This is a genomic window from Rhodoglobus galactosidasius (genome assembly GCF_054957775.1).
This window is the reverse complement of sequence record NZ_JBQIAV010000002.1, coordinates 210,497-229,550: the sequence shown is the minus strand read 5'-3', so window position 1 is coordinate 229,550 and position 19,054 is coordinate 210,497. Positions and strand designations below refer to the sequence as shown.

The 19,054-nt window shown below is 58.8% G+C and carries 19 protein-coding genes; 18 read left to right on the top strand and 1 reads right to left on the bottom strand.

Annotated elements, in window-relative coordinates; genetic code table 11:
• The first annotated feature begins 133 nt into the window (after positions 1–133).
• On the top strand, positions 134–475 hold the full coding sequence (locus tag ACTJJW_RS03700; RefSeq protein ID WP_462642754.1) for an Rv2175c family DNA-binding protein: 342 nt from the start codon (positions 134–136) through the stop codon (positions 473–475).
• A 19-nt stretch (positions 476–494) separates the two neighbouring features.
• On the opposite strand, the gene ACTJJW_RS03695 is transcribed toward ACTJJW_RS03700, so the two are convergent.
• Entirely contained in the window at positions 495–1,613 is a 1,119-nt protein-coding gene (locus tag ACTJJW_RS03695) for a polyprenyl synthetase family protein (RefSeq protein WP_462642753.1), read from the bottom strand.
• Positions 1,614–1,686: 73 nt separating this feature from the next.
• On the opposite strand from ACTJJW_RS03695, the gene ACTJJW_RS03690 reads away from it, so the two are divergent.
• The 17 genes from ACTJJW_RS03690 to ACTJJW_RS03610 all read left to right on the top strand — a co-directional run bounded on the left by ACTJJW_RS03690 (position 1,687) and on the right by ACTJJW_RS03610 (position 18,952).
• Positions 1,687–2,070, top strand: a complete 384-nt coding sequence (locus tag ACTJJW_RS03690) for a DUF3040 domain-containing protein (RefSeq protein WP_462642752.1) — start codon at positions 1,687–1,689, stop codon at positions 2,068–2,070.
• A 243-nt stretch (positions 2,071–2,313) separates the two neighbouring features.
• Complete coding sequence (gene mraZ, locus ACTJJW_RS03685) at positions 2,314–2,745, top strand: division/cell wall cluster transcriptional repressor MraZ (protein WP_129071303.1); 432 nt, start codon at positions 2,314–2,316, stop codon at positions 2,743–2,745.
• 99 nt (positions 2,746–2,844) lie between these two features.
• Positions 2,845–3,798, top strand: coding sequence for a 16S rRNA (cytosine(1402)-N(4))-methyltransferase RsmH (gene rsmH, locus ACTJJW_RS03680; RefSeq protein ID WP_462642751.1), 954 nt, complete (start codon positions 2,845–2,847; stop codon positions 3,796–3,798).
• A complete protein-coding gene (gene ftsL / locus ACTJJW_RS03675) occupies positions 3,795–4,415 on the top strand; it encodes a cell division protein FtsL (protein ID WP_462642750.1) in 621 nt (206 codons plus the stop codon). The genes rsmH and ftsL overlap by 4 nt, the downstream gene beginning before the upstream one ends.
• 28 nt (positions 4,416–4,443) lie before the next feature.
• On the top strand, positions 4,444–6,177 hold the full coding sequence (locus ACTJJW_RS03670) for a peptidoglycan D,D-transpeptidase FtsI family protein (RefSeq protein WP_462642749.1): 1,734 nt from the start codon (positions 4,444–4,446) through the stop codon (positions 6,175–6,177).
• A gap of 36 nt (positions 6,178–6,213) precedes the next feature.
• Positions 6,214–7,617 (top strand): UDP-N-acetylmuramoyl-tripeptide--D-alanyl-D-alanine ligase, encoded by a 1,404-nt coding sequence (locus tag ACTJJW_RS03665; protein WP_462642748.1) that lies wholly within the window; start codon positions 6,214–6,216, stop codon positions 7,615–7,617.
• Positions 7,614–8,711: a phospho-N-acetylmuramoyl-pentapeptide-transferase gene (mraY, locus tag ACTJJW_RS03660; protein ID WP_462642746.1), complete on the top strand. Its 1,098-nt coding sequence runs from the start codon at positions 7,614–7,616 to the stop codon at positions 8,709–8,711. Before ACTJJW_RS03665 ends, mraY begins: the two co-directional genes overlap by 4 nt.
• Complete coding sequence (murD, locus tag ACTJJW_RS03655; RefSeq protein ID WP_462642745.1) at positions 8,696–10,240, top strand: UDP-N-acetylmuramoyl-L-alanine--D-glutamate ligase; 1,545 nt, start codon at positions 8,696–8,698, stop codon at positions 10,238–10,240. Before mraY ends, murD begins: the two co-directional genes overlap by 16 nt.
• A 148-nt stretch (positions 10,241–10,388) precedes the next feature.
• On the top strand, positions 10,389–11,618 hold the full coding sequence (gene ftsW, locus ACTJJW_RS03650; RefSeq protein ID WP_462642743.1) for a putative lipid II flippase FtsW: 1,230 nt from the start codon (positions 10,389–10,391) through the stop codon (positions 11,616–11,618).
• Complete coding sequence (locus ACTJJW_RS03645; RefSeq protein ID WP_462642742.1) at positions 11,615–12,709, top strand: UDP-N-acetylglucosamine--N-acetylmuramyl-(pentapeptide) pyrophosphoryl-undecaprenol N-acetylglucosamine transferase; 1,095 nt, start codon at positions 11,615–11,617, stop codon at positions 12,707–12,709. Before ftsW ends, ACTJJW_RS03645 begins: the two co-directional genes overlap by 4 nt.
• Positions 12,706–14,154, top strand: coding sequence for a UDP-N-acetylmuramate--L-alanine ligase (gene murC / locus ACTJJW_RS03640; RefSeq protein ID WP_462642741.1), 1,449 nt, complete (start codon positions 12,706–12,708; stop codon positions 14,152–14,154). Before ACTJJW_RS03645 ends, murC begins: the two co-directional genes overlap by 4 nt.
• Positions 14,141–15,127 carry a cell division protein FtsQ/DivIB gene (locus ACTJJW_RS03635; RefSeq protein WP_462642739.1) on the top strand — a complete coding sequence of 329 codons (987 nt, stop codon included), beginning with the start codon at positions 14,141–14,143 and terminating at the stop codon, positions 15,125–15,127. Before murC ends, ACTJJW_RS03635 begins: the two co-directional genes overlap by 14 nt.
• Positions 15,128–15,341: 214 nt before the next feature.
• Positions 15,342–16,499: a cell division protein FtsZ gene (gene ftsZ, locus ACTJJW_RS03630; RefSeq protein WP_462642738.1), complete on the top strand. Its 1,158-nt coding sequence runs from the start codon at positions 15,342–15,344 to the stop codon at positions 16,497–16,499.
• Positions 16,500–16,504: 5 nt separating this feature from the next.
• A complete protein-coding gene (locus ACTJJW_RS03625; protein WP_462642736.1) occupies positions 16,505–17,191 on the top strand; it encodes a YggS family pyridoxal phosphate-dependent enzyme in 687 nt (228 codons plus the stop codon).
• A gap of 36 nt (positions 17,192–17,227) precedes the next feature.
• On the top strand, positions 17,228–17,689 hold the full coding sequence (locus tag ACTJJW_RS03620; RefSeq protein WP_343923112.1) for a cell division protein SepF: 462 nt from the start codon (positions 17,228–17,230) through the stop codon (positions 17,687–17,689).
• Positions 17,690–17,733: 44 nt separating this feature from the next.
• Positions 17,734–18,033 (top strand): YggT family protein, encoded by a 300-nt coding sequence (locus tag ACTJJW_RS03615; RefSeq protein WP_462642735.1) that lies wholly within the window; start codon positions 17,734–17,736, stop codon positions 18,031–18,033.
• A gap of 121 nt (positions 18,034–18,154) precedes the next feature.
• Positions 18,155–18,952, top strand: coding sequence for a DivIVA domain-containing protein (locus tag ACTJJW_RS03610; RefSeq protein WP_462642734.1), 798 nt, complete (start codon positions 18,155–18,157; stop codon positions 18,950–18,952).
• Positions 18,953–19,054 lie beyond the last annotated feature (102 nt).

Genomic DNA, 19,054 nt, shown 5'->3' with positions numbered 1-19,054 from the left:
GAAGCGATCTAGTGTCAACCAGTGTGGCAGGTGTGGCTAATGTGATTGGTGTTACTTGAGTGCACTCGTGAATATTCTGCATATGCCGTGCGAACTGTCAGGTTTCTCACAATGGCCGTGGCACTCTTAAGGGGTGACTGAATCACCCCCCACTAACTGGCTCACCGTTCCTGACCTTACCGAGCAGCTCGGACTCAAGGTCAGCCAAGTCCGCCGCCTTATCGAAGAGGGCGCGTTACTCGCGAGCAAAATCGACGGAGTATGGCAAGTTCCTGACGTCTTTATCGTCGACGGAGCGCCGTTGCGAGAACTCAAGGGCACTGTGATTGTTCTCGGCGATGCTGGCTTCAGCTCAGAAGAGTCCATGAACTGGCTGCTCAACAGCGAACCAAGCTTGGGCGTATCGCCGGTCGAAGCCTTGCGCGCGGGAAGAAAAGCAGAAGTGCGCCGAGTCGCTCAGGCGCTCGGCTTCTAACTTTCGCCTTCGCGTTCGCCTATGACGTGCGAGTTGTCGCTGCTGTAGCTAGTTGGAGCAGTTGTGCTCGAGCCGTGGGCGCCAGATTGGCATTTTCGATCGCTTCGCAGGCGCGCTCAAGGTTGCGAGCGATGACCTTCTCAATCTGATTTACGGCTCCCGAATCCTGCAGGGTGGAGCGGATCATGTTGACTTGCTCGGTCGTGAGATCAGGGTCGCCGAGAAGCTCATCTAGGATCGAATTTGCACTAGCTGAAAGATTTTGGCGAGCAATCGCGATGATTGCGGTTCGCTTACCTTCGCGCAGGTCGTCGCCCGCAGGCTTGCCCGTCAACTCTGGGTCGCCGAATACTCCCAATATGTCGTCACGAAGTTGGAACGCGACGCCAAGCGGGAGTCCGAATGCGCGCAAGGCTGCGACCTGTTCGTCACTGCCAGCGCCAAGGCTTGCGCCAAGAGCAAGTGGCGCTTCGACGCTGTACTTTGCCGACTTGTAAATTAGTACACGTTGTGCGCGGTCTAGTGCTTCGGACTCGGGGTAGCTAGCCCAGGCGCTTTCGTCGTGGATGTCGAGAAACTGGCCTGCCATAACTTGAGTTCGCATGGTCATAAATTCTTGACGCGCAGCTAACGCAGAAGGTCGGGGAAGCATCGCGAGTCCGCGACCGAGCAATTCGTCGCTCCAGCCGAGAAGCAGGTCGCCGAGTAGAAGGGCTGAGGATTGACCGTAGGACTCCGCATTGCCGGCCCAACCTCCATCGATATGCATCTGTTCGAAGCGGCGATGCGCAGCCGGAGCGCCCCGGCGGGTGTCTGACCGATCCATGATGTCGTCGTGTACGAGGGCTGCGGCGTGAAAGAGCTCGAGTGCGGATGCTGACATGAGCACTCCGGGCAATTCTCGGGAGACTTCGTCGTCGTTGAGCGGGTTCGATGCCGAAGGAATGCCCGCCACGGATTGCCATCCCCAGTAGCAGAACAGTGCGCGAAATCGTTTTCCGCCCGAAAGTAGGGCACCGCCGACGTCAGCGAGTTCGGTTAGTTCTGGCGCAATGTCGTTCAACTCGGCGCGCTTTTCGGCGAGGAACGCGTCGATCTTCAGCTGGACTAGGTCAACTAACTGGTTACTCTCAGGCACTCGTATACCCTACCGACTGAATCGGGGCGTACTATAGAGACTTAGCCGTGGATCCCAAAGAGAGGGGAACGAAATGCCGCTTTCAGAGCAAGAGCAGCGGGCCCTCGATGAGATGGAGCGCAGCCTCTATCAAAATGACGCTGATTTCGTCACTACAGTCAGCCCCCGCCGTGGCAAGCCCAACTACCGAATGATGGTGATCGGCGTTCTCGTCGGAGTCGCCGGCATTATCGCGTTACTTACTGGGGTCATCATCCAGCAGCCGCTCATAGGCGTACTCGGTTTTGTTGTGATGTTCGTTGGCGTGCTGTTGTTTGTCTCCCCGCCGCGCTTGTCCGCATCTGATGCCGAAGATCTGGCGCCCTCAACTTCGTCGCGTCACTCGTCTAAGCGCGGGGCATCATTCATGGACACCATCAACGCTCGTTGGGATCGCCGCCAGGACGGCCGCGGATAACCCCAACTTCCTCCACTTTTAGGACCAGCCTTCGGGCTGGTCCTTTTTTTGTGCCCTGAATGGGGTCAATTTGTAGCAATGCAGGGAAATTACTCCATTTCCCTCCACTCAATTTCTCCATATGTTTACAGGCTTCCTGCAACATTCTTCAATATTCATGCCCAAAAACCTTCGATATGTGGTTGAAAGTGGAGTAAAGTGGAGATTACCTAAATCCGGGCCGGAGACTGAGGGGAGGCTGCCGTGTTTCTAGGCACCTATGCCCCCAAGCTCGACGACAAGGGCCGCATCATTTTGCCGGCGAAGTTTCGCGAAGAGCTCGCTTCAGGCGTGGTTGTCACTCGCGGGCAAGAGCGTTGCCTTTACGTCTTTAGCCAGCGCGAGTTTGAGGTCATGCACGAAGCGATCCGCAAGGCCCCGGTAACGAGCAAGCAGGGGCGCGACTTTCTGCGTTTGTTCCTCTCTGGTGCAAACCAAGAGACGCCCGATAAGCAACACCGAGTCACGATTCCTGCCGGACTACGCGAGTACGCCGGTTTGGGTCGCGATCTCACGGTCATCGGCGCGGGCAACCGTGCAGAAATCTGGGACACCGAGGCCTGGAACAACTACTACGAGGCCACTGAGGCCGACTTCGTTAACACCACCGAGGAGGTGATTCCGGGACTCTTCTAGCTCTTAGACGCTGACTCCCAGCCGAACGCCCTGATTTTCTTCCCCGATATCAGGTCGCATCGGATGGGGATCAGCATCCAAGAACTAGCCCTAATCACCATGGCTGACAACACCATCCACACCCCAGTGCTCCTTGAGCGTTCGATTGAACTGCTCGCACCAGCGCTCGATGCTTCCGGAGCCGTACTTGTTGACGGCACGCTCGGTATGGCCGGTCACGCGGAGGCATTCCTCCAGCGGTTCCCTCACCTCACTCTTGTGGGGATTGATAGAGACGAGGACGCTCTTGCTATCGCTCGACGTCGGCTTGAGCCTTTCGCTAGCCGCACGCACTTTGTTCATGCTGTCTACGACGAGATTCCGAAGGCACTCGCTTCGCTGGGATTCTCGAACGCCCAGGGCGTCTTCTTCGACCTCGGTGTCTCCTCGCTTCAACTCGACCGAGTTGAGCGCGGGTTCTCCTATTCACAAGACGCTCCGCTAGATATGCGAATGGATGCCTCGACTCCCATTACCGCCGAGCACATCCTCGCTACCTACAGCGAACTTGAACTCCGCCGCATCTTCTATGCGTATGGCGATGAGAAGTTGGCACCGCGATTCGCCAGCCGCATCGTGCAGTTCCGTGAGCAGCAGCCGCTGACCACATCGGCTCAATTGGTCGAGCTGATCATTGCGGCGACACCTGCAGCGGCGCAACGGGCAGGGCATCCGGCAAAACGAGTGTTCCAGGCCCTTCGCATCGAGGTTAACCAAGAACTTTCCGTGCTGGAGCGGGCGATCCCCGCAGCGATCAACTCGTTGGAAGTTGGCGGCCGAATGGTTGTGTTGGCGTACCAGTCGCTTGAAGACCGCATCGTCAAGCGCGAACTTCAGCGCCGGTCACGATCCACAGCACCTGCTGGGCTCCCTGTGGAGCTTCCTGAACACAAGCCCGAACTCAAGCTGCTTGTTCGCGGTTCTGAGCAGGCCAGCGAGGCCGAGCAACAAACCAATCCCCGCGCCAAGCCCGTGCGACTGCGAGCAATTGAACGAATGCGAGTCATCTCATGAGCACTAACCTCGCTTATGCGCAGCCACAGCCGCTGCAGACCCCTGGACAGCGACCGTCTCACATCGAGATCGTTACGACTCGGGCACAGCGCAAGGCCCGACCACGGGCGCTTTACGCGGTAGTCACTGTCGCGAGCATGTTTGTGATCCTCGCTGCGCAGCTTCTGCTGAGCATTGTGGTCACACAGGGTGCTTACCAGATCGACTCGCTTCAGGATCAGCAGAAGCTCCTCAACCGCACCGAGCAGAATTTGCTTGAGTCGCTTGCGCTGCAATCGTCGTCGCAAAATCTCGCCGCACAGGCAGCCGGTTTCGGAATGATTCCCAACGCAGCTCCCTACTCGCTCAATGTTGCTAACGGTTCTGTCTTCCGTCTTCCTGGGAGCGCTGACCCGACCGGCTGTGGCGGAGAGTGCGGTCTTGTCGGTAACACGCTCCTGACCGGGATGCCGCTGGTGAGCTCTGAGGTCGCAGCCGCCGCGAAGGCCGCGAAAGCGACGGCGGCAGCAACTGCCGCCACGACGGTAGCGTCCTCATCGACTTCGTCGAGCGCAGCAGCATCCAGCGCCGCGCCAGAGGCGGAGAATAACGCAATTCCTGCACCAGTCACGCGATGATGGAACCGATCACACCCGGGGAGAACCGATGAAGCCGCGCTCGACTCGTGCCAGGATTACCTTTGTAGTTTTCACGATTGTGGCGTTGACCGCAGTATTTATGGTTCGGCTCATTGACCTCCAGGTCGTTCAAGCTGAAGCGCTGTCAGCCGAAGCGGACACCAAGCGCACTCTCACCCGGGTGACCTATGGCACGCGCGGAGACATTGTTGACACGCGTGGTGCTGTTCTTGCCGATAGTGTCGAGCGGTTCGACATCGTGATCTCCCCACGGGTAACCCTCTTGCGCGAGAACGCTTCTGTGGTGGTTTTGGAAGACCTCACAAAGATCACCGATGTCATTGGGGGAGACCCAACGGCTTTACTCACGACGATCCTTGAGAGCCCGGAGTCAGACTTCGAGTACTTGGCTAAGGGGATCACTCTCGAGCAGTACCAGGCGGTCGCTGAACTCGACATCGCGTGGCTTTACTACGAGTTGCGACCTGAACGCAGCTACCCGAACGGGGAAGTCGCCGGCAATCTTGTCGGATTCATCGGCACGGACGGCCCGCAAGCGGGTCTCGAGTTAACCAAGGACGAGTGCTTGGCGAGCCAAGACGGCGAAGCAAGCTATGCGCGCGGTGAAGATGGTGTTGCGTTGCCTGGTAGCTCCGTTGACATTCTTGAGCAAAAAGACGGTGGAACTCTCAAACTGACGATCGACCGCGACCTGCAGTTCTACGTGCAGCAGCGAATGGCACAAACCGCAGAGGCACTGGGAGCGACATGGGCGACCGGAGTCGTCATGCGCGTGAGCGACGGGCACCTGCTCGCTGTGAGCGACTGGCCGACGGTAGACCCCAACAATGTGAATCTCTCTGAGGTTGGAGATCTCGGTTCGCGCGCGTTCAGTACCCCGTACGAGCCCGGATCGACCATTAAGGCCCTAACAGCCGCATCCCTCATTGATTCCGGAAGCGCAAACCAGCGGACTCAAGTGGTGTCTCCTTATGCCCTTGAGCTCGCCAATGGTGGCGGAGTGATCAGCGACTCCTTCTATCACGCGGATCAGCGACTGACACTCGCGGGTGCTCTCGTGGAGTCGTCGAACACTGCGATCGCCCAGTACACCGATCTACTGAAGGCGTCTGCTCGTCACGACTACTTGCAGGCGTTCGGGCTTGGCGAGAAAACGGGCATCGACTTCAACGGTGAATCGAGCGGCACGTTATACGAGGCTAGCGATTGGGACGCGCGCACGAACTACGCGGTGCAGTTCGGTCAGGGCCTTAGTGCGACTTCCATTCAGATGGCCAGTGCCTACCAGACGCTCGGTAACGACGGCGTTCGGCTCCCTCCTACCCTTGTTGAAGGCTGCTACTGGCCCGACGGCAGCGTCACTGACACTCCCTCGACCGACGGCACTCGCGTCATCTCCAAAGAGGCTTCTGAGCAGACTCTCCAAATGATGGAGATGGTGTACAGCTCCAGCGGGTCGGCACCGAACCTCCAGATTCCTGGATATCGAGTAGCAGTCAAGAGTGGAACCGCTCAGGTGGCTGAAAATGGCGGCTATGGCGATAAAGTCGTAATTTCCTATGCAGGAATCGCCCCAGCCGATGATCCTGAGTATGTTGTGATCGCGACCGCAGGTATCCCAGATACCATCTATTCGGGAGTAATTGCCTCGACATTCCGCGACATCATGGCCCAGACGCTTACCACCTACCGGGTTACTCCGTCAGGATCGTCGGGGCCGGATCTGCCGCTGCGCTGGTGAGTTTTCGCTGCGTTCACCCAACCTGGAGCACACCACGTGATCGAACTGAGTATCGCCGAGATTGCAACCGCCGTCGGTGGGACGCTTGTTGACGAAACGACTGCTGACCGTCGTTTGCCGGCAGTCGCCGTGCACACTGATTCTCGATTGAGCACAGCGGGGTCAATCTTCGTTGCTCTTCGGGGCGAATCGACCGACGGCCACCTCTTTGCGCAGAGCGCCGTCGCAAACGGTGTTGCCCTCGTGATTGCTGAACGCCGCCTCGATCTTGATGTCGCACAGATCGTTGTGGGCGACGGAGTTCACGCGCTCCACTCCCTTGCACGCACCGTTGTTGCCCGTGTCCGGGATCGTGGCGACCTTAAGGTTGTTGCGGTCACAGGGTCGAATGGCAAGACGACAACCAAAAACATGCTGCGGAGCATCCTCGAACGTGAGGGAGAGACCGTTGCCCCACAAGGTTCGTTCAACAACGACGTCGGCGCGCCCATCACAATGCTCGGCGTAACTGACCACAGCAAGTACCTTGTTGTAGAAATGGGTGCCGACGGCATCGGAGATATCGCCCGACTTCAATCGATCGTGATGCCAGACGTCGGCATCGTGCTCATGGTTGGCCTTGCCCACATCGGCAAATTTGGTGATGCTACGACCACCGCCCGCGCGAAATCCGAAATGGTGACCGCGCTGCCGCCACACGCAACCGCCGTTCTCAACTACGACGATGGCCGCGTCAAAGCGATGGGCGAGCAGACCGACGCATCCGTCAGCTTCTTTGGGCTCGATTCCAACGCGGATGTGTGGGCCGACGAGATTGAAGCGACCGCACGCGGAACAGCGTTCAACCTTCACATCGGTGACCAAGTCATCCCCGTACAGTTGCGCATCTTGGGCGAGCACCACATTACGAACGCCCTTGCCGCGATCACCGCCGCTCGTGCGCTCGGCATCGATCCTCAGCGTTCAGTATCTGCCCTCGAGTCGATCGAGCGGGCCGAGCGTTGGCGCATGGAACTGCTCAACGCTCCAGGCGGCGTGACAGTAATCAACGACGCCTACAACGCGAGCCCCGACTCCATGGCGGCTGCATTAAAGACTCTTGTGCAGATCGTTGGCCCCGAAAACCGTTCGGTTGCTGTGCTCGGCGAGATAGCAGAACTGGGCGACTACGCAAACGAAGAGCACGACCGCATCGGCCGGCTTATTGTGCGTCTGAACGTGCAGAAGCTGATCGTCATTGGTCACGCGGCCCGTCACATCCACAATGCCGCCGGTCTTGAAGGTTCGTGGGATGGAGAGTCGGTACTCGTAGATAGCGTCGAAGAGGCATACGCTGTGCTGCGTGAGGAACTGCGGGAGGGCGATGTCGTGTTGGTGAAATCGTCGAACTCTGCCGGTCTCCGACACTTGGGTGACCGGATTGCGGGGGTCACCGCATGATCGCTCTTCTCATTGCAGCGGGCTTCTCGCTCCTCTTCACCCTTTTGCTGACTCCAATGTTCATTCGCCTGTTTGTGCGGTTGAAGTGGGGCCAGTTCATTCGCGACGACGGCCCAGAGAGCCATCACACGAAGCGCGGAACGCCCACGATGGGTGGAATTGTCTTCATCCTAGGCGCTATCGCCGGGTACTTCGTTGGACACTGGGTGGCTCAAGAGACCGTGACCCTTTCTGGCCTTCTCGTGATCTATCTCATGGTCGGGTTGGGTCTCATCGGCTTTATCGACGACTTCATGAAGACGCGCAAGCAGCGCAGTCTCGGGCTGGGCGGTTGGTCGAAAATCGCCGGTCAGGTCATCGTTGCTGCGGGCTTCGCCGCATTGGCGCTCAATTTCCCCGACCCCGGAGGCCTCACGCCAGCATCATCCATGATTTCCGGGGTGCGCGACATTAGTTGGCTCGACCTTGCAACCTTTGGCGTTGTTGCTGGCGCTATTCTTTTTGCCATCTGGGTGACGCTTATCATCGTGAGTACGTCAAACGGTGTCAACGTGGCTGACGGCCTCGACGGCCTCGCGACGGGTTCCGCAATCTTCGCGATCTTGTCGTACATCTTCATTGGCTTCTGGCAGAACAACCAGTCGTGCAGCAACCCTGGCATCGACCGTGAAGTGCTCTACAAGTGCTACGACGTGCGCGACCCACTCGACCTCGCGATCATCGCCGCGGCAATCGCGGGCGCTCTCATTGGTTTCCTCTGGTGGAACACCTCGCCAGCTCAGGTATTCATGGGAGATACGGGTTCGCTCGGACTCGGCGGAGCACTCGCAGCCCTTGCCATCATGAGCCGCACCGAACTTCTTCTCGTACTCATTGGCGGCCTCTTCCTCATCGTCACCGGTTCAGTGATCCTGCAACGTGCCTACTTCAAAATCACCGGCGGTAAACGCATCTTTCTGATGAGCCCGCTGCACCATCATTTTGAACTCAAAGGATGGGCAGAAGTTACGGTAGTCGTGCGTTTCTGGCTGATCGCGGCAATGTTTGTTGCCGCCGGAATCGGACTCTTCTACCTCGAATGGATCAACCAGTAGCTGTGCGCGACCTCGACACCCTCACCAGTTGGAACTCCGAGTGGGGCGACCTTAAGGTCGCAGTGCTTGGACTTGGCGCTACCGGATTCTCTGCGGCTGATACTCTCACCGAGCTCAAGGCTGACGTACTTGTAGTCGCGGATGCGGCATCCCAGAACCGCGTCGAGATGGCGCAGGTCATTGGCGCGACTCTTGCGCTTGGCGGCACGTCCGAAGAGCAGGTTGCGGCTCTTACCGCGCAGATGCCAGACGTCGTCATCGTCTCTCCAGGGTATCCACTCGATCACGCACTTCTTGAGTGGTGCCGCAGCGCTGGTGTACCGATGTGGACAGAGATTGAACTTGCTTGGCGGTTGCGCGACAAGACCGGCACGCCTGCAGAGTGGATCGCAATCACGGGTACCAACGGTAAGACAACGACTGCGCAGCTGACCGCACACATTCTTACGACCGCAGGTATGAGGGCGGGCGCGGTCGGCAACATTGGCATCCCGGTGCTTGACGCAATCCGTTACCCCGATGGCTTCGACTTTCTTGTCGTTGAACTCTCCAGTTTTCAGTTGCACGGGATGCCGCGACACGGTGCGGGAGCAATCTCCCCACTGGCAAGCGTGTGCCTCAATCTCGCCGACGACCACCTTGACTGGCACGGTTCTCGCGACGCCTACGCCCAAGCGAAAGCGACCGTGTACGCCAACACGAAGGCTGCTGCGGTCTATAACCGTGCTGTCCTGGCTACGCAGTCGATGGTCGAAGAAGCCGACGTAGTTGAGGGCTGCCGCGCGATCGGCTTCGGTCTCGATACTCCTGGGCCAAGCGACTTTGGCATTGTCAGCGACCTGCTCGCCGAACGTGCATTTCACGATGACCGCCACAATGCGGCAGTCGAGCTGTTTACTCTCGAAGAGCTTCGTCAGCGCAACCTGGCAGCCCCGCACATGCTGGCCAATATTCTTGCTGCGAGTGCGCTCACTAGGGCAGCCGGAATTAGTGTTGAGGCGCTCCGTGCCGGTGTCGCCAGCTTCGAAGTGGATGCACACCGAAACCAAGTAGTGCTTGAGAGCGGGGGAGTGTCGTGGGTTAATGATTCCAAGGCCACAAACACTCACGCGGCCAGCGCATCGCTCTCCGCAGTCGACCCCGTTGTGTGGATTGTCGGGGGACTACTGAAGGGTGTGGATGTCGCGCCGCTCATTCAGCAGCACGCTAAGCGCCTCAAAGCGGCGATAGTCATCGGTACCGACAGGTTGGCAATCCTTGCGGCATTCGAGCGACACGCGCCCCAGATTCCGGTCTTCGAGGTGGACTCGACTGACACTGAACACGTGATGCCGCGCGTCGTGGAGATGGCGCACGGAATCGCTACCGATGGTGACACGGTCTTATTGGCACCGGCAGCAGCATCCATGGATCAATTCACCAGTTATGCCGATCGCGGAGAGCAATTTGCGACTGCCGTGCGTGAACGAGTAGGAGGGAGCGACGATGACACCACCGACGCCCCCACAGCGCCCCCAACGGCCGAATAACTCGACGCCGGTCCCGCCACAGTCGAAACCGCAGCCACGTCAAGCGTCAACTGCCTCTCGCGGAAAGCGTCCGGCGTCTGCGTCTACACCGGCGTCTTCGTCTACACCCGCGTCTTCGTCTACACCCGCGTCTTCGTCTGACGCGCCAGTGTCAGCGCGTGTCCCCGTAACCCGAATCTTTTCGGCACAGTCGAGCAATTTCTTTCTACTGCTGGGAACCACACTCTTTCTCGTGATTTTCGGGCTCGTTATGGTGCTCTCCTCATCGTCCGTGGAGTCGTTCACCGCCGACGAAGGTTTCTTCGGGCGATTCCTTCGCCAAGGCATGTTCGCCGTGATCGGGGTGCCGCTCATGCTCATCGCGTCGCGCGCTCCAGTCGGCTTCTGGAAGAGATGGGCGTGGCCCGGGCTCGTCTTTGGCGGTGTGCTCCAACTTCTCGTCTTCATTCCCGGGATTGGTTACGGCTACGGCGGAAACCAAAACTGGATTCGCTTCGGGTCCTTCACCGCGCAACCCTCGGAATTTGTGAAGGTCGCCGTGATCGTGTGGGTCGCTTGGGTACTGTCGACCAAGCAGGATCTGCTCTCCGACTGGCGCCATGTGCTGCTGCCGGTCGGCCCCGTTGCCGGCGCTGCTATCGGCTTCGTCCTCATCGGAAACGACTTGGGCACAGCATCCATCATGCTGCTCATCGTGTTTGGGTGCCTCTTTTTTGCCGGTGTGCGGATGCGTTTTCTCGCCGTTGGAGTGCTGGGCGTTGCGGTCGGTGCTTTGCTGTTTGCGGGTACGAGCAGTTCCCGAAGTTCGCGTATCGGTGTGTGGATCAACGGATGCACCGAGCTCGACTATCAGGATGCCTGCTGGCAAATCGACCACGCGTATTGGGCTTTGGCTGGCGGCGGCATTTTCGGCACAGGGCTCGGTAACTCGGTCGCCAAGCGCGGCTGGCTTCCTCACGCCGACAACGACTACATTTTTGCCATTATTGGCGAAGAGCTTGGACTCATCGGCGCGACCGTGGTGCTGCTGCTCTTCGTTGTTTTGGCCATTGCGTTTATCCGCATCATCCGTTCAACCAACGACAGCTTCGTGCGGATCGCCACCGCCGGTGTCATGGTGTGGACAGTGGGGCAGGCGTTTGTGAACTTCGCGGTGGTGCTGGGAGTGCTTCCCGTACTTGGCGTTCCGCTACCCCTGATTTCAACTGGCGGCTCTGCTCTGATCGCGACACTTCTCGCCATTGGAATAGTGCTGTCGTTTGCGCGAGCGGGCAACAAGCCTGAACCGCGTATGACCACGGCCGCAACGCCGCCAACACAGTCTGCTGCGGATCGCTCACGCATGCTCGCAGCTGATCGAGCACGAGGACGTCGATGACCACCTATTTACTTGCCGGCGGTGGAACAGCCGGTCATGTGAATCCTCTTCTTGCTGTCGCTGAGCGAATTCGTGTGCGCGAACCAGAGGCTGAAGTTCTTGTGCTTGGTACCGAAGAGGGACTTGAGGCTCGGCTGGTTCCTGAGCGCGGCTTTGAGTTACTCACGATCGACAAGCTTCCTTTTCCGCGCCGGCCGAATCGAGCGGCCCTGAAATTTCCGCGCCGTTTGCGCGACACGATCGACCATGTCGCTGAGCTCATTGCCGCGCGTGGTGTGGATGTCGTCGTCGGGTTTGGCGGCTATGTCGCTGCTCCAGCGTATTTGGGTGCGCGCAAGGCTGGCGTGCCTCTCGTGATTCACGAAGCGAATAGCAGGCCGGGAATCGCCAATCGCCTTGGCTCATTTTTCACGTCTTTCGTCGGTACCGCCTTTGATCGCACACCCATTCGTGGTGGTGTGGTGGTCGGGATGCCTCTCCGCGCAGAGATCGAAACGCTCGACCGTTTTGCCGCTCGCGCTGAAGCAGACGAGTTTTTTGGGCTCGATCCCAAGAAACCAATCCTCCTCGTGACTGGCGGCTCGTCGGGAGCGAAGCGCATCAATGACACAGTCGCGGGATCGGTGACACGAATCTTGGGTGCGGGATGGCAGGTTCTTCACATCACCGGTGAGTACCGCGATGTTGTTGACGACCCACAGTTGCCAGGCTATGTCGTGGTGAAGTACTGCAACCGTATGGAGCTGGCTCTGGCTGCGGCTGACTTGGCGATTGCCCGTGCAGGCACGTCGACGGTTGCCGAATTGACTGGACTCGGCATCCCCGCCATTTATGTTCCGTATCCGGTAGGGAATGGCGAACAGAAGTACAACGCTCGCACCGCAGTTGACGCGGGCGCCGCTGTACTGGTTGCGGATGTCCAGTTCACCGGTCGATGGGTCGCCGGCGAACTCGTGCCGATGCTGCGCAGGCGTGCGCTAATCGCTGATATGGCAGCGCGGGCATCGACGATCGGCTCGCTTGATGGAACCGATCGGATGCTCGAGCTCGTCGATCGGGCCCTCGGTCGCGATCTACCATTGACATCATGATCTTTCCTGACCTGACTATGCCGTTGCCTGGCCCGTTGACCTCGGCCCATTTCGTGGGTGTCGGTGGCGCAGGCATGAGCGGTATCGCTCAGTTGTTTGTGGATGCCGGAATCGCCGTCACAGGATCCGACCGTGCAGCGAATGCCAATATTGACGCGCTTCGCATGGCTGGCGCCACGATCAGCATTGGGCACGACGCCGCACATCTCGGCGATGCCGATGCGCTGGTGTACACGGGCGCACTGTGGCCAGATAACCCCGAATACTTGGCGGCTGTTGAGCGGGGCATCCCCGTGCTTCACCGTTCTCAGGCGTTGGCATGGCTTGTTGGCGATACGCGCCTAGTCGCTGTTGCCGGAGCCCACGGCAAGACAACGTCGACAGGCATGATCATTACTGCCCTCCGCGAGCTGGGCGCCTCGCCAAGCTTCGTCAATGGTGGTGTTATTCAGGGCCTCGAGACAAGTTCCGGGTCAGGAGCTGACGATCTCTTCGTCGTTGAAGCTGACGAATCAGATGGCTCTTTCTTGCTCTACTCGACTGCGATTGCCCTGATTACGAATGTCGACGCTGATCACTTGGACCACTATGGATCGCACGAAGCATTTGACGATGCTTTCGTCGAGTTTGCGTCTCGTTCCTCTGAGGCGGTTGTGTTGTCTAGCGACGATGCCGGCGCAATTCGAGTCACGAAGCGATTGACCCACAAAAACGTGGTCACGTTCGGCGAAGCGGACGATGCGATGGTGCGGATGCATTCGTTGACCTCTGAAGGTCCTATCGCTTTCTCGATCGTCGTCGATGGCCGCGAAGAGCGAGTGCAATTGTCTGTTCCTGGGCGCCATAATGCCGTGAACGCCACGGGAGCAATTGCTGTTCTTGTAGGGCTCGGTTTCGAACTTGGCGCGGCAATCGATGCTGTGTCGACCTTCGCCGGAACTCAGCGTCGTTTTGAACTTCACGCGGTTGTTGATGGTGTGAGCGTCTATGACGACTATGCCCATCACCCCACTGAGGTTGAGGCTGCACTCAGCGGTGCACGAAGTGTGCTCGGCGGTGGCAAGTTAATTGCTGTGCATCAACCACATCTGTTTAGTCGCACGCGCGACATGGCCACTGAGTTTGCTGAAGTGTATGAGCGGCTCGCAGATCACACGGTGGTGCTTGACGTTTTCGGTGCTCGTGAAGATCCGATTCCCGGTGTCACCGGCGAGCTTGTTTCTTCGCAGTTCACGGATGCCACCCGCGTCGATTTTGTCCCGGATTGGCAGCTGGCTGCAGACCGTGTGGCCGAGCTCGCGAATGAGGGCGACATTGTCATGACGCTCAGTTGTGGCGATGTCTACCGCATCATCCCGCAACTGGTTGCGGCAATGGAGAGTCGCGGGTCGTCTCGTGCAGCGGCACCGAGTGTTGCAGATCAGGTGCCGAGTGAAGAGGCCTGAGGGTTTCGATAAGCCTGTCGCCGAGTCGGCCGCTCCGCGCGCCAAGCCGCGACGCAAACCTTCCTCTCCTGCCGCTGGCGCGCCCAAGGCAGGCAATCCGGCCGCACCCAAGCCAGCATCCAAGCAGCCAGCACCCAAGCAGCCTCGCCCTGAACGCGCACCTCGTCCCAAGTTGCGCGGACGTGGGCCGAGTCCGGATGCGCTGGCAAAGAAGCAGCTTCGTCACGCAGCGCGAGCCAGAAAGCGGGCAGAGCGAGCAGAGTTGCGTCGCTTTACTCGGCGAGCACGCACCCGCAAGGTGGTTCTTCTTTCAGTGTCCGGTCTGGTCGCTTCGCTTCTTGCCCTCATCGCTGTTGCGGTGTTCTCGCCAATTTTGGCGCTCCGCACAGTGGTTGTTGACGGCACCAACCGCATCGACCCCGCAGAGATCCAGTCTGCGGTAGAGACTCAATCGGGCACGCCGCTTGCTCTGCTCAATTTTGATGCGATCACTGAGGAGCTTTCGGTGTTCCCACTGATTCGCAGTTACGTCACGGAGATCGTTCCGCCAGACACACTTCTCGTTCATATCGTTGAGCGCCAACCGATCGGCTCGGTGAAGATCGACGGGGTGTTCCGTCTGGTCGATCCAGCGGGCATCACCATTCAGGAGTCTGCAGAGCGCATCGATGGTGTTCCTCTGATTGATGCCGGGGGAGCGGATACTTCGAGTCCGGCATTCGCTGCAGTTACCGGAGTCCTACTCTCGCTCCCGTCTGATCTGAGGGTGCAAGTGACGAGCGCTTCGGCGACGACGAAAGACGATGTGTCATTCGTGCTTGCGGGCGTCGGCCAACGTGTCGTCTGGGGTAGCGCGAGTGACTCTGCCAAGAAGGCTGCGCTCTTGGCGTCGCTTATTTCCATAACGGATGCCGGTAGGCCAGGCGAGTTCGATGTGTCAGCTCCGAGCAACGGAATCTTCCGACCGAGCTAATCCGAGCTGACCCGAGCTCGACTGGTTTGTCGTGTTGGTCGATCTGACCGAACTCGAGACCGCGATTTCCGCTAATTGCCCGAACACTTTCCGACACGCGGTGAGCGGTGCATCTCTGTTGCCCAGTGTCCGCATACTCTCAATTCAAGAAATACATACTGAGCATAACTTTAAACCTCAAGTCGAGGTTGATAGTTTCCAGTGGAGGCCGAACGTGACATCAAACCAGAACTACCTCGCAGTCATCAAGGTAGTCGGCATCGGTGGTGGCGGAGTTAACGCCGTCAACCGAATGATCGAGCTTGGCCTGCGAGGCGTCGAGTTCATTGCGATCAATACCGACGCCCAGGCACTGCTAATGAGCGACGCAGACGTCAAGCTTGACGTCGGTCGCGAACTGACCCGTGGACTCGGCGCAGGCGCTGACCCCGAGGTCGGTCGCCGTGCTGCAGAGGATCACGCAGAAGAGATCGAAGAAGCACTTGCTGGCGCCGACATGGTGTTCGTTACTGCAGGCGAGGGTGGCGGAACCGGTACCGGCGGTGCCCCCGTAGTTGCCCGCATTGCGAAGTCAATCGGTGCGCTCACGATCGGTGTTGTCACCAAGCCATTCGGCTTCGAAGGTAAGCGCCGCTCGTCACAGGCAGAAATCGGTGTCGAAACCCTCAAGAACGAGGTCGACACCCTCATCGTTGTACCGAACGATCGCCTCCTCGAGATCAGCGACCGCGGCATCAGCATGCTCGAAGCCTTCACCACCGCCGACCAAGTTCTTCTTGCCGGCGTGCAGGGCATCACGGACCTCATCACCACTCCGGGCCTCATCAACCTCGACTTCGCCGACGTCAAGTCAGTGATGCAGGGCGCAGGCTCTGCGCTGATGGGAATCGGTTCTTCACGAGGGGCCGACCGGGCCATAAAAGCGGCTGAACTTGCTGTGGCATCCCCACTGCTCGAAGCCAGCATCGATGGGGCGCACGGTGTGCTGCTGTCGATTCAGGGCGGATCGAATCTCGGAATCTTCGAGATCAACGATGCGGCACGCCTCGTGCAAGAGGCAGTGCATCCAGAAGCCAACATCATCTTCGGTGCGGTTATCGACGACACTCTCGGTGACGAAGTGCGCGTGACGGTTATTGCTGCAGGGTTCGACGGGGGAGAGCCGTCGTCTAAGCCTGTTGAAGGTCGCCGCACTAACTATGTCGTGCCTGAGGCGCCAGCCGAGCACATCGCTGCCGCTGAGAAGCCGACGGAAAAAGACACTGACTGGAAGTCGCAGCCGAGTGTTGTCGCTGCCGCGACGATCGATCGCAGCTTTGATGATGATGCCGAGAACGACAACGATCTCGACGTTCCTGATTTCTTGAAGTAGTAGTCATGCCTGACCTGACACCGTTAGGCCAACGACTCGCAGACGTCGACGACCAGATCGCGGATGCCGCACGCGCGGCTTCTCGCGATCTGTCTTCGATCTCTAGAATCGTCATCACCAAGTTCCATCCTGCGAGCTTGGTGCGTGAACTGCATGACCTCGGGGTGCGAGATTTCGGCGAGAGCCGGCACCAGGAGGCCCAGCCAAAAGTTGCTGAGCTCTCTGATCTCGACGCACGCTGGAGCTTCGTGGGCCAGTTGCAGAGCAAGAAGGCGCGTCAGGTTCGCGCCTACTGTCAGGCTATCCACTCGGTGGACCGCGACTCCTTGATCGCAGCACTCGCTATTGACGAAGCAGTCGATCCGCTCGACGTGTTCGTCCAAGTGAATCTGACCGATGATCCAGGTCGTGGAGGAGTGCTTCCCAGCGAACTTGAAGGTTTCACCGATCGTGTGGCTAGTGCCGCAGGAATCGAGCTGAGAGGCCTCATGGGCGTGGCGCCGCTTGGCGAGGACCCGCGACCCGCGTTCGCCGCTCTAAGGGCGCTGTCCGAGCGCATAGGGGCACAGCATCCGCACGCCCGTGCACTCTCGATGGGAATGTCGGGCGACTTCGCAGAAGCAATCACTGAAGGCGCGACACACCTACGAATTGGCACGGCAATCACGGGAAAACGACCCGACCATGGTTAATCTCGAAGCAGAAGCTTCACCATTCGGAGGATTATTATGGCCAACCCACTGCGCAAGACAATGGTCTACCTCGGCCTCGCCGATGAAGACTACGAATACGAGCAGGGGCCGGTTGCGCCGGTTGCCCCTGTTGCGGCAGCACAGGCACCAGCGAGCTCTAATCGCGCGCCAGTCACTCCTTTGCGTCGCGCTGCGCCCAGTACTGCGGAGGCAGAGATGAACGAGATTTTGACGGTGCACCCGCGCCAGTACAAGGACGCCCAGCTCATTGCTGAAAACTTCCGCGAGGGCATCCCCGTAATCATCAACCTTTCTCAGATGAGCGAGCCGGATGCTCGTCGCTTGGTCGACTTCGCCAGTGGCCTGTCACAGGGTCTCTACGGCAAGATTGAACGAGTCACGAGCAAGGTCTTCCTGCTGTCGCCGGCACACGTTGCGGTTAGCGGTGAGCAGGCCGAGGTTGAGTCTGACGTCGACGCCTCGTTCTTCGCTCAGTAACTACCCTGCGCATCGCCAGCGAGTTTCACCGGTAACCTAGAAGAGTGAATCCGGTTTCAATTGTCGCCACGGTGGCCATCATCGCCATCAACCTCTTCATGTTTACGATGTGGGCTCGGTTTATTCTCGATCTTGTTGTCGTTTTCGCCAGAGGGTGGCGACCGAGCGGTGTCGGGCTTGTGCTGTCGGAGGTAGTGTTCACGATCACGGATCCGCCGATCAAGGCGGTTCGTAAGGTTGTTCCGATGATCCGCATTGGCAGCGGTGCGCTTGATTTGTCGTGGATGCTTGTGATGCTCGTGGCCATTATTCTCACCTCCATTTTGAGGGGCTTCCTGATCTAGCGCGTGCAGATGTACTCTTGTGCAGAGAGCACGCGGCAACTAGTCAGGATTCGTAGTTACGATGTGACTCGAAGGTTAAACGTTGTGTATACGTTGAAAGAAAGTTTTAGAGGTGGCGGCAATGGCTTTGACTCCAGAAGATGTGGTTAACAAGCGCTTTGAATCAACAAAATTCCGTGAGGGATACGACCAAGATGACGTCGATGATTTTCTCGACGAGGTCGTTGTCGAACTGCGTCGGCTTAATCAGGAAAACGACGAGCTTCGACAGCGTTTGACCGCTGTCGAGTCGCGTTCGAACGAACTGCAGCAGTCGCCAAACAGCACTAACGCTGCCCCCGCACCCGTTGCGGCGTCCGCTCGTGCGGCAATCGAGAGCTCACCGGCACCTGCTGCTCCGGAGTCTGAGCCCACTTCGTCGGCCCTCGATGATGCCAGCAGCACCAACAACTTGCTCCAGCTCGCCCGCCGCCTGCACGAAGAGCACGTTCGGGATGGCATTACGAAGCGCGACGCACTCATCGCTGAAGGTCAAGCATCCGCGGCAGAAATCCTCGCTGATGCGGAAGCCCAGCAGCGCGATCAGCTCGGTTCGCTTGAGCAAGAGCGCGAAGCAATTGAAAGCCGCATCGAGTCGCTGCAAGACTTTGAGCGCGAGTACCGCGAGAAGCTGAAGAGCTACATCGAGGGCCAACTCCACGAACTCGACTCCGATAGCCTCGTCTCCGCCGGCGCACCGGCTCAGGAAGAGTCCGCTCAGGAGGATGCGGCTCAGGAGGATGCGGCTCAGGAGGATGCGGCTCAGGATGAGTCTGCTCCTGTTGCACAGCCAGCGGGCCACTCGTCACCCGAAGACTTCGCTGCGCCGCAGTCGGCCCAGCGGCCTCCGGCAAGCTTCACCGGTTTCTCCGGCAGCTAGTTATTCGCACAGGCCGTCAGCAGTCGGTGAGAGCTTCGGCTCCTCCGCTGCTGGCGGCTTTTGCTATGTTTGCGCTCGTGTCAAAAACTGACCGCAGCGCAG

Bases quoted from the DNA above. Each gene is read 5' to 3' on its own strand.
- ACTJJW_RS03690 (WP_462642752.1), top strand. From the start codon at position 1,687: ATGCCGCTTTCAGAGCAAGAGCAGCGGGCCCTCGATGAGATGGAGCGC.
- rsmH (WP_462642751.1), top strand. From the start codon at position 2,845: ATGGCTGACAACACCATCCACACCCCAGTGCTCCTTGAGCGTTCGATT.
- ftsL (WP_462642750.1), top strand. From the start codon at position 3,795: ATGAGCACTAACCTCGCTTATGCGCAGCCACAGCCGCTGCAGACCCCT.
- ACTJJW_RS03670 (WP_462642749.1), top strand. From the start codon at position 4,444: ATGAAGCCGCGCTCGACTCGTGCCAGGATTACCTTTGTAGTTTTCACG.
- mraY (WP_462642746.1), top strand. From the start codon at position 7,614: ATGATCGCTCTTCTCATTGCAGCGGGCTTCTCGCTCCTCTTCACCCTT.
- murD (WP_462642745.1), top strand. From the start codon at position 8,696: ATGGATCAACCAGTAGCTGTGCGCGACCTCGACACCCTCACCAGTTGG.
- ACTJJW_RS03645 (WP_462642742.1), top strand. From the start codon at position 11,615: ATGACCACCTATTTACTTGCCGGCGGTGGAACAGCCGGTCATGTGAAT.
- murC (WP_462642741.1), top strand. From the start codon at position 12,706: ATGATCTTTCCTGACCTGACTATGCCGTTGCCTGGCCCGTTGACCTCG.
- ACTJJW_RS03625 (WP_462642736.1), top strand. From the start codon at position 16,505: ATGCCTGACCTGACACCGTTAGGCCAACGACTCGCAGACGTCGACGAC.
- ACTJJW_RS03620 (WP_343923112.1), top strand. From the start codon at position 17,228: ATGGCCAACCCACTGCGCAAGACAATGGTCTACCTCGGCCTCGCCGAT.
- ACTJJW_RS03610 (WP_462642734.1), top strand. From the start codon at position 18,155: ATGGCTTTGACTCCAGAAGATGTGGTTAACAAGCGCTTTGAATCAACA.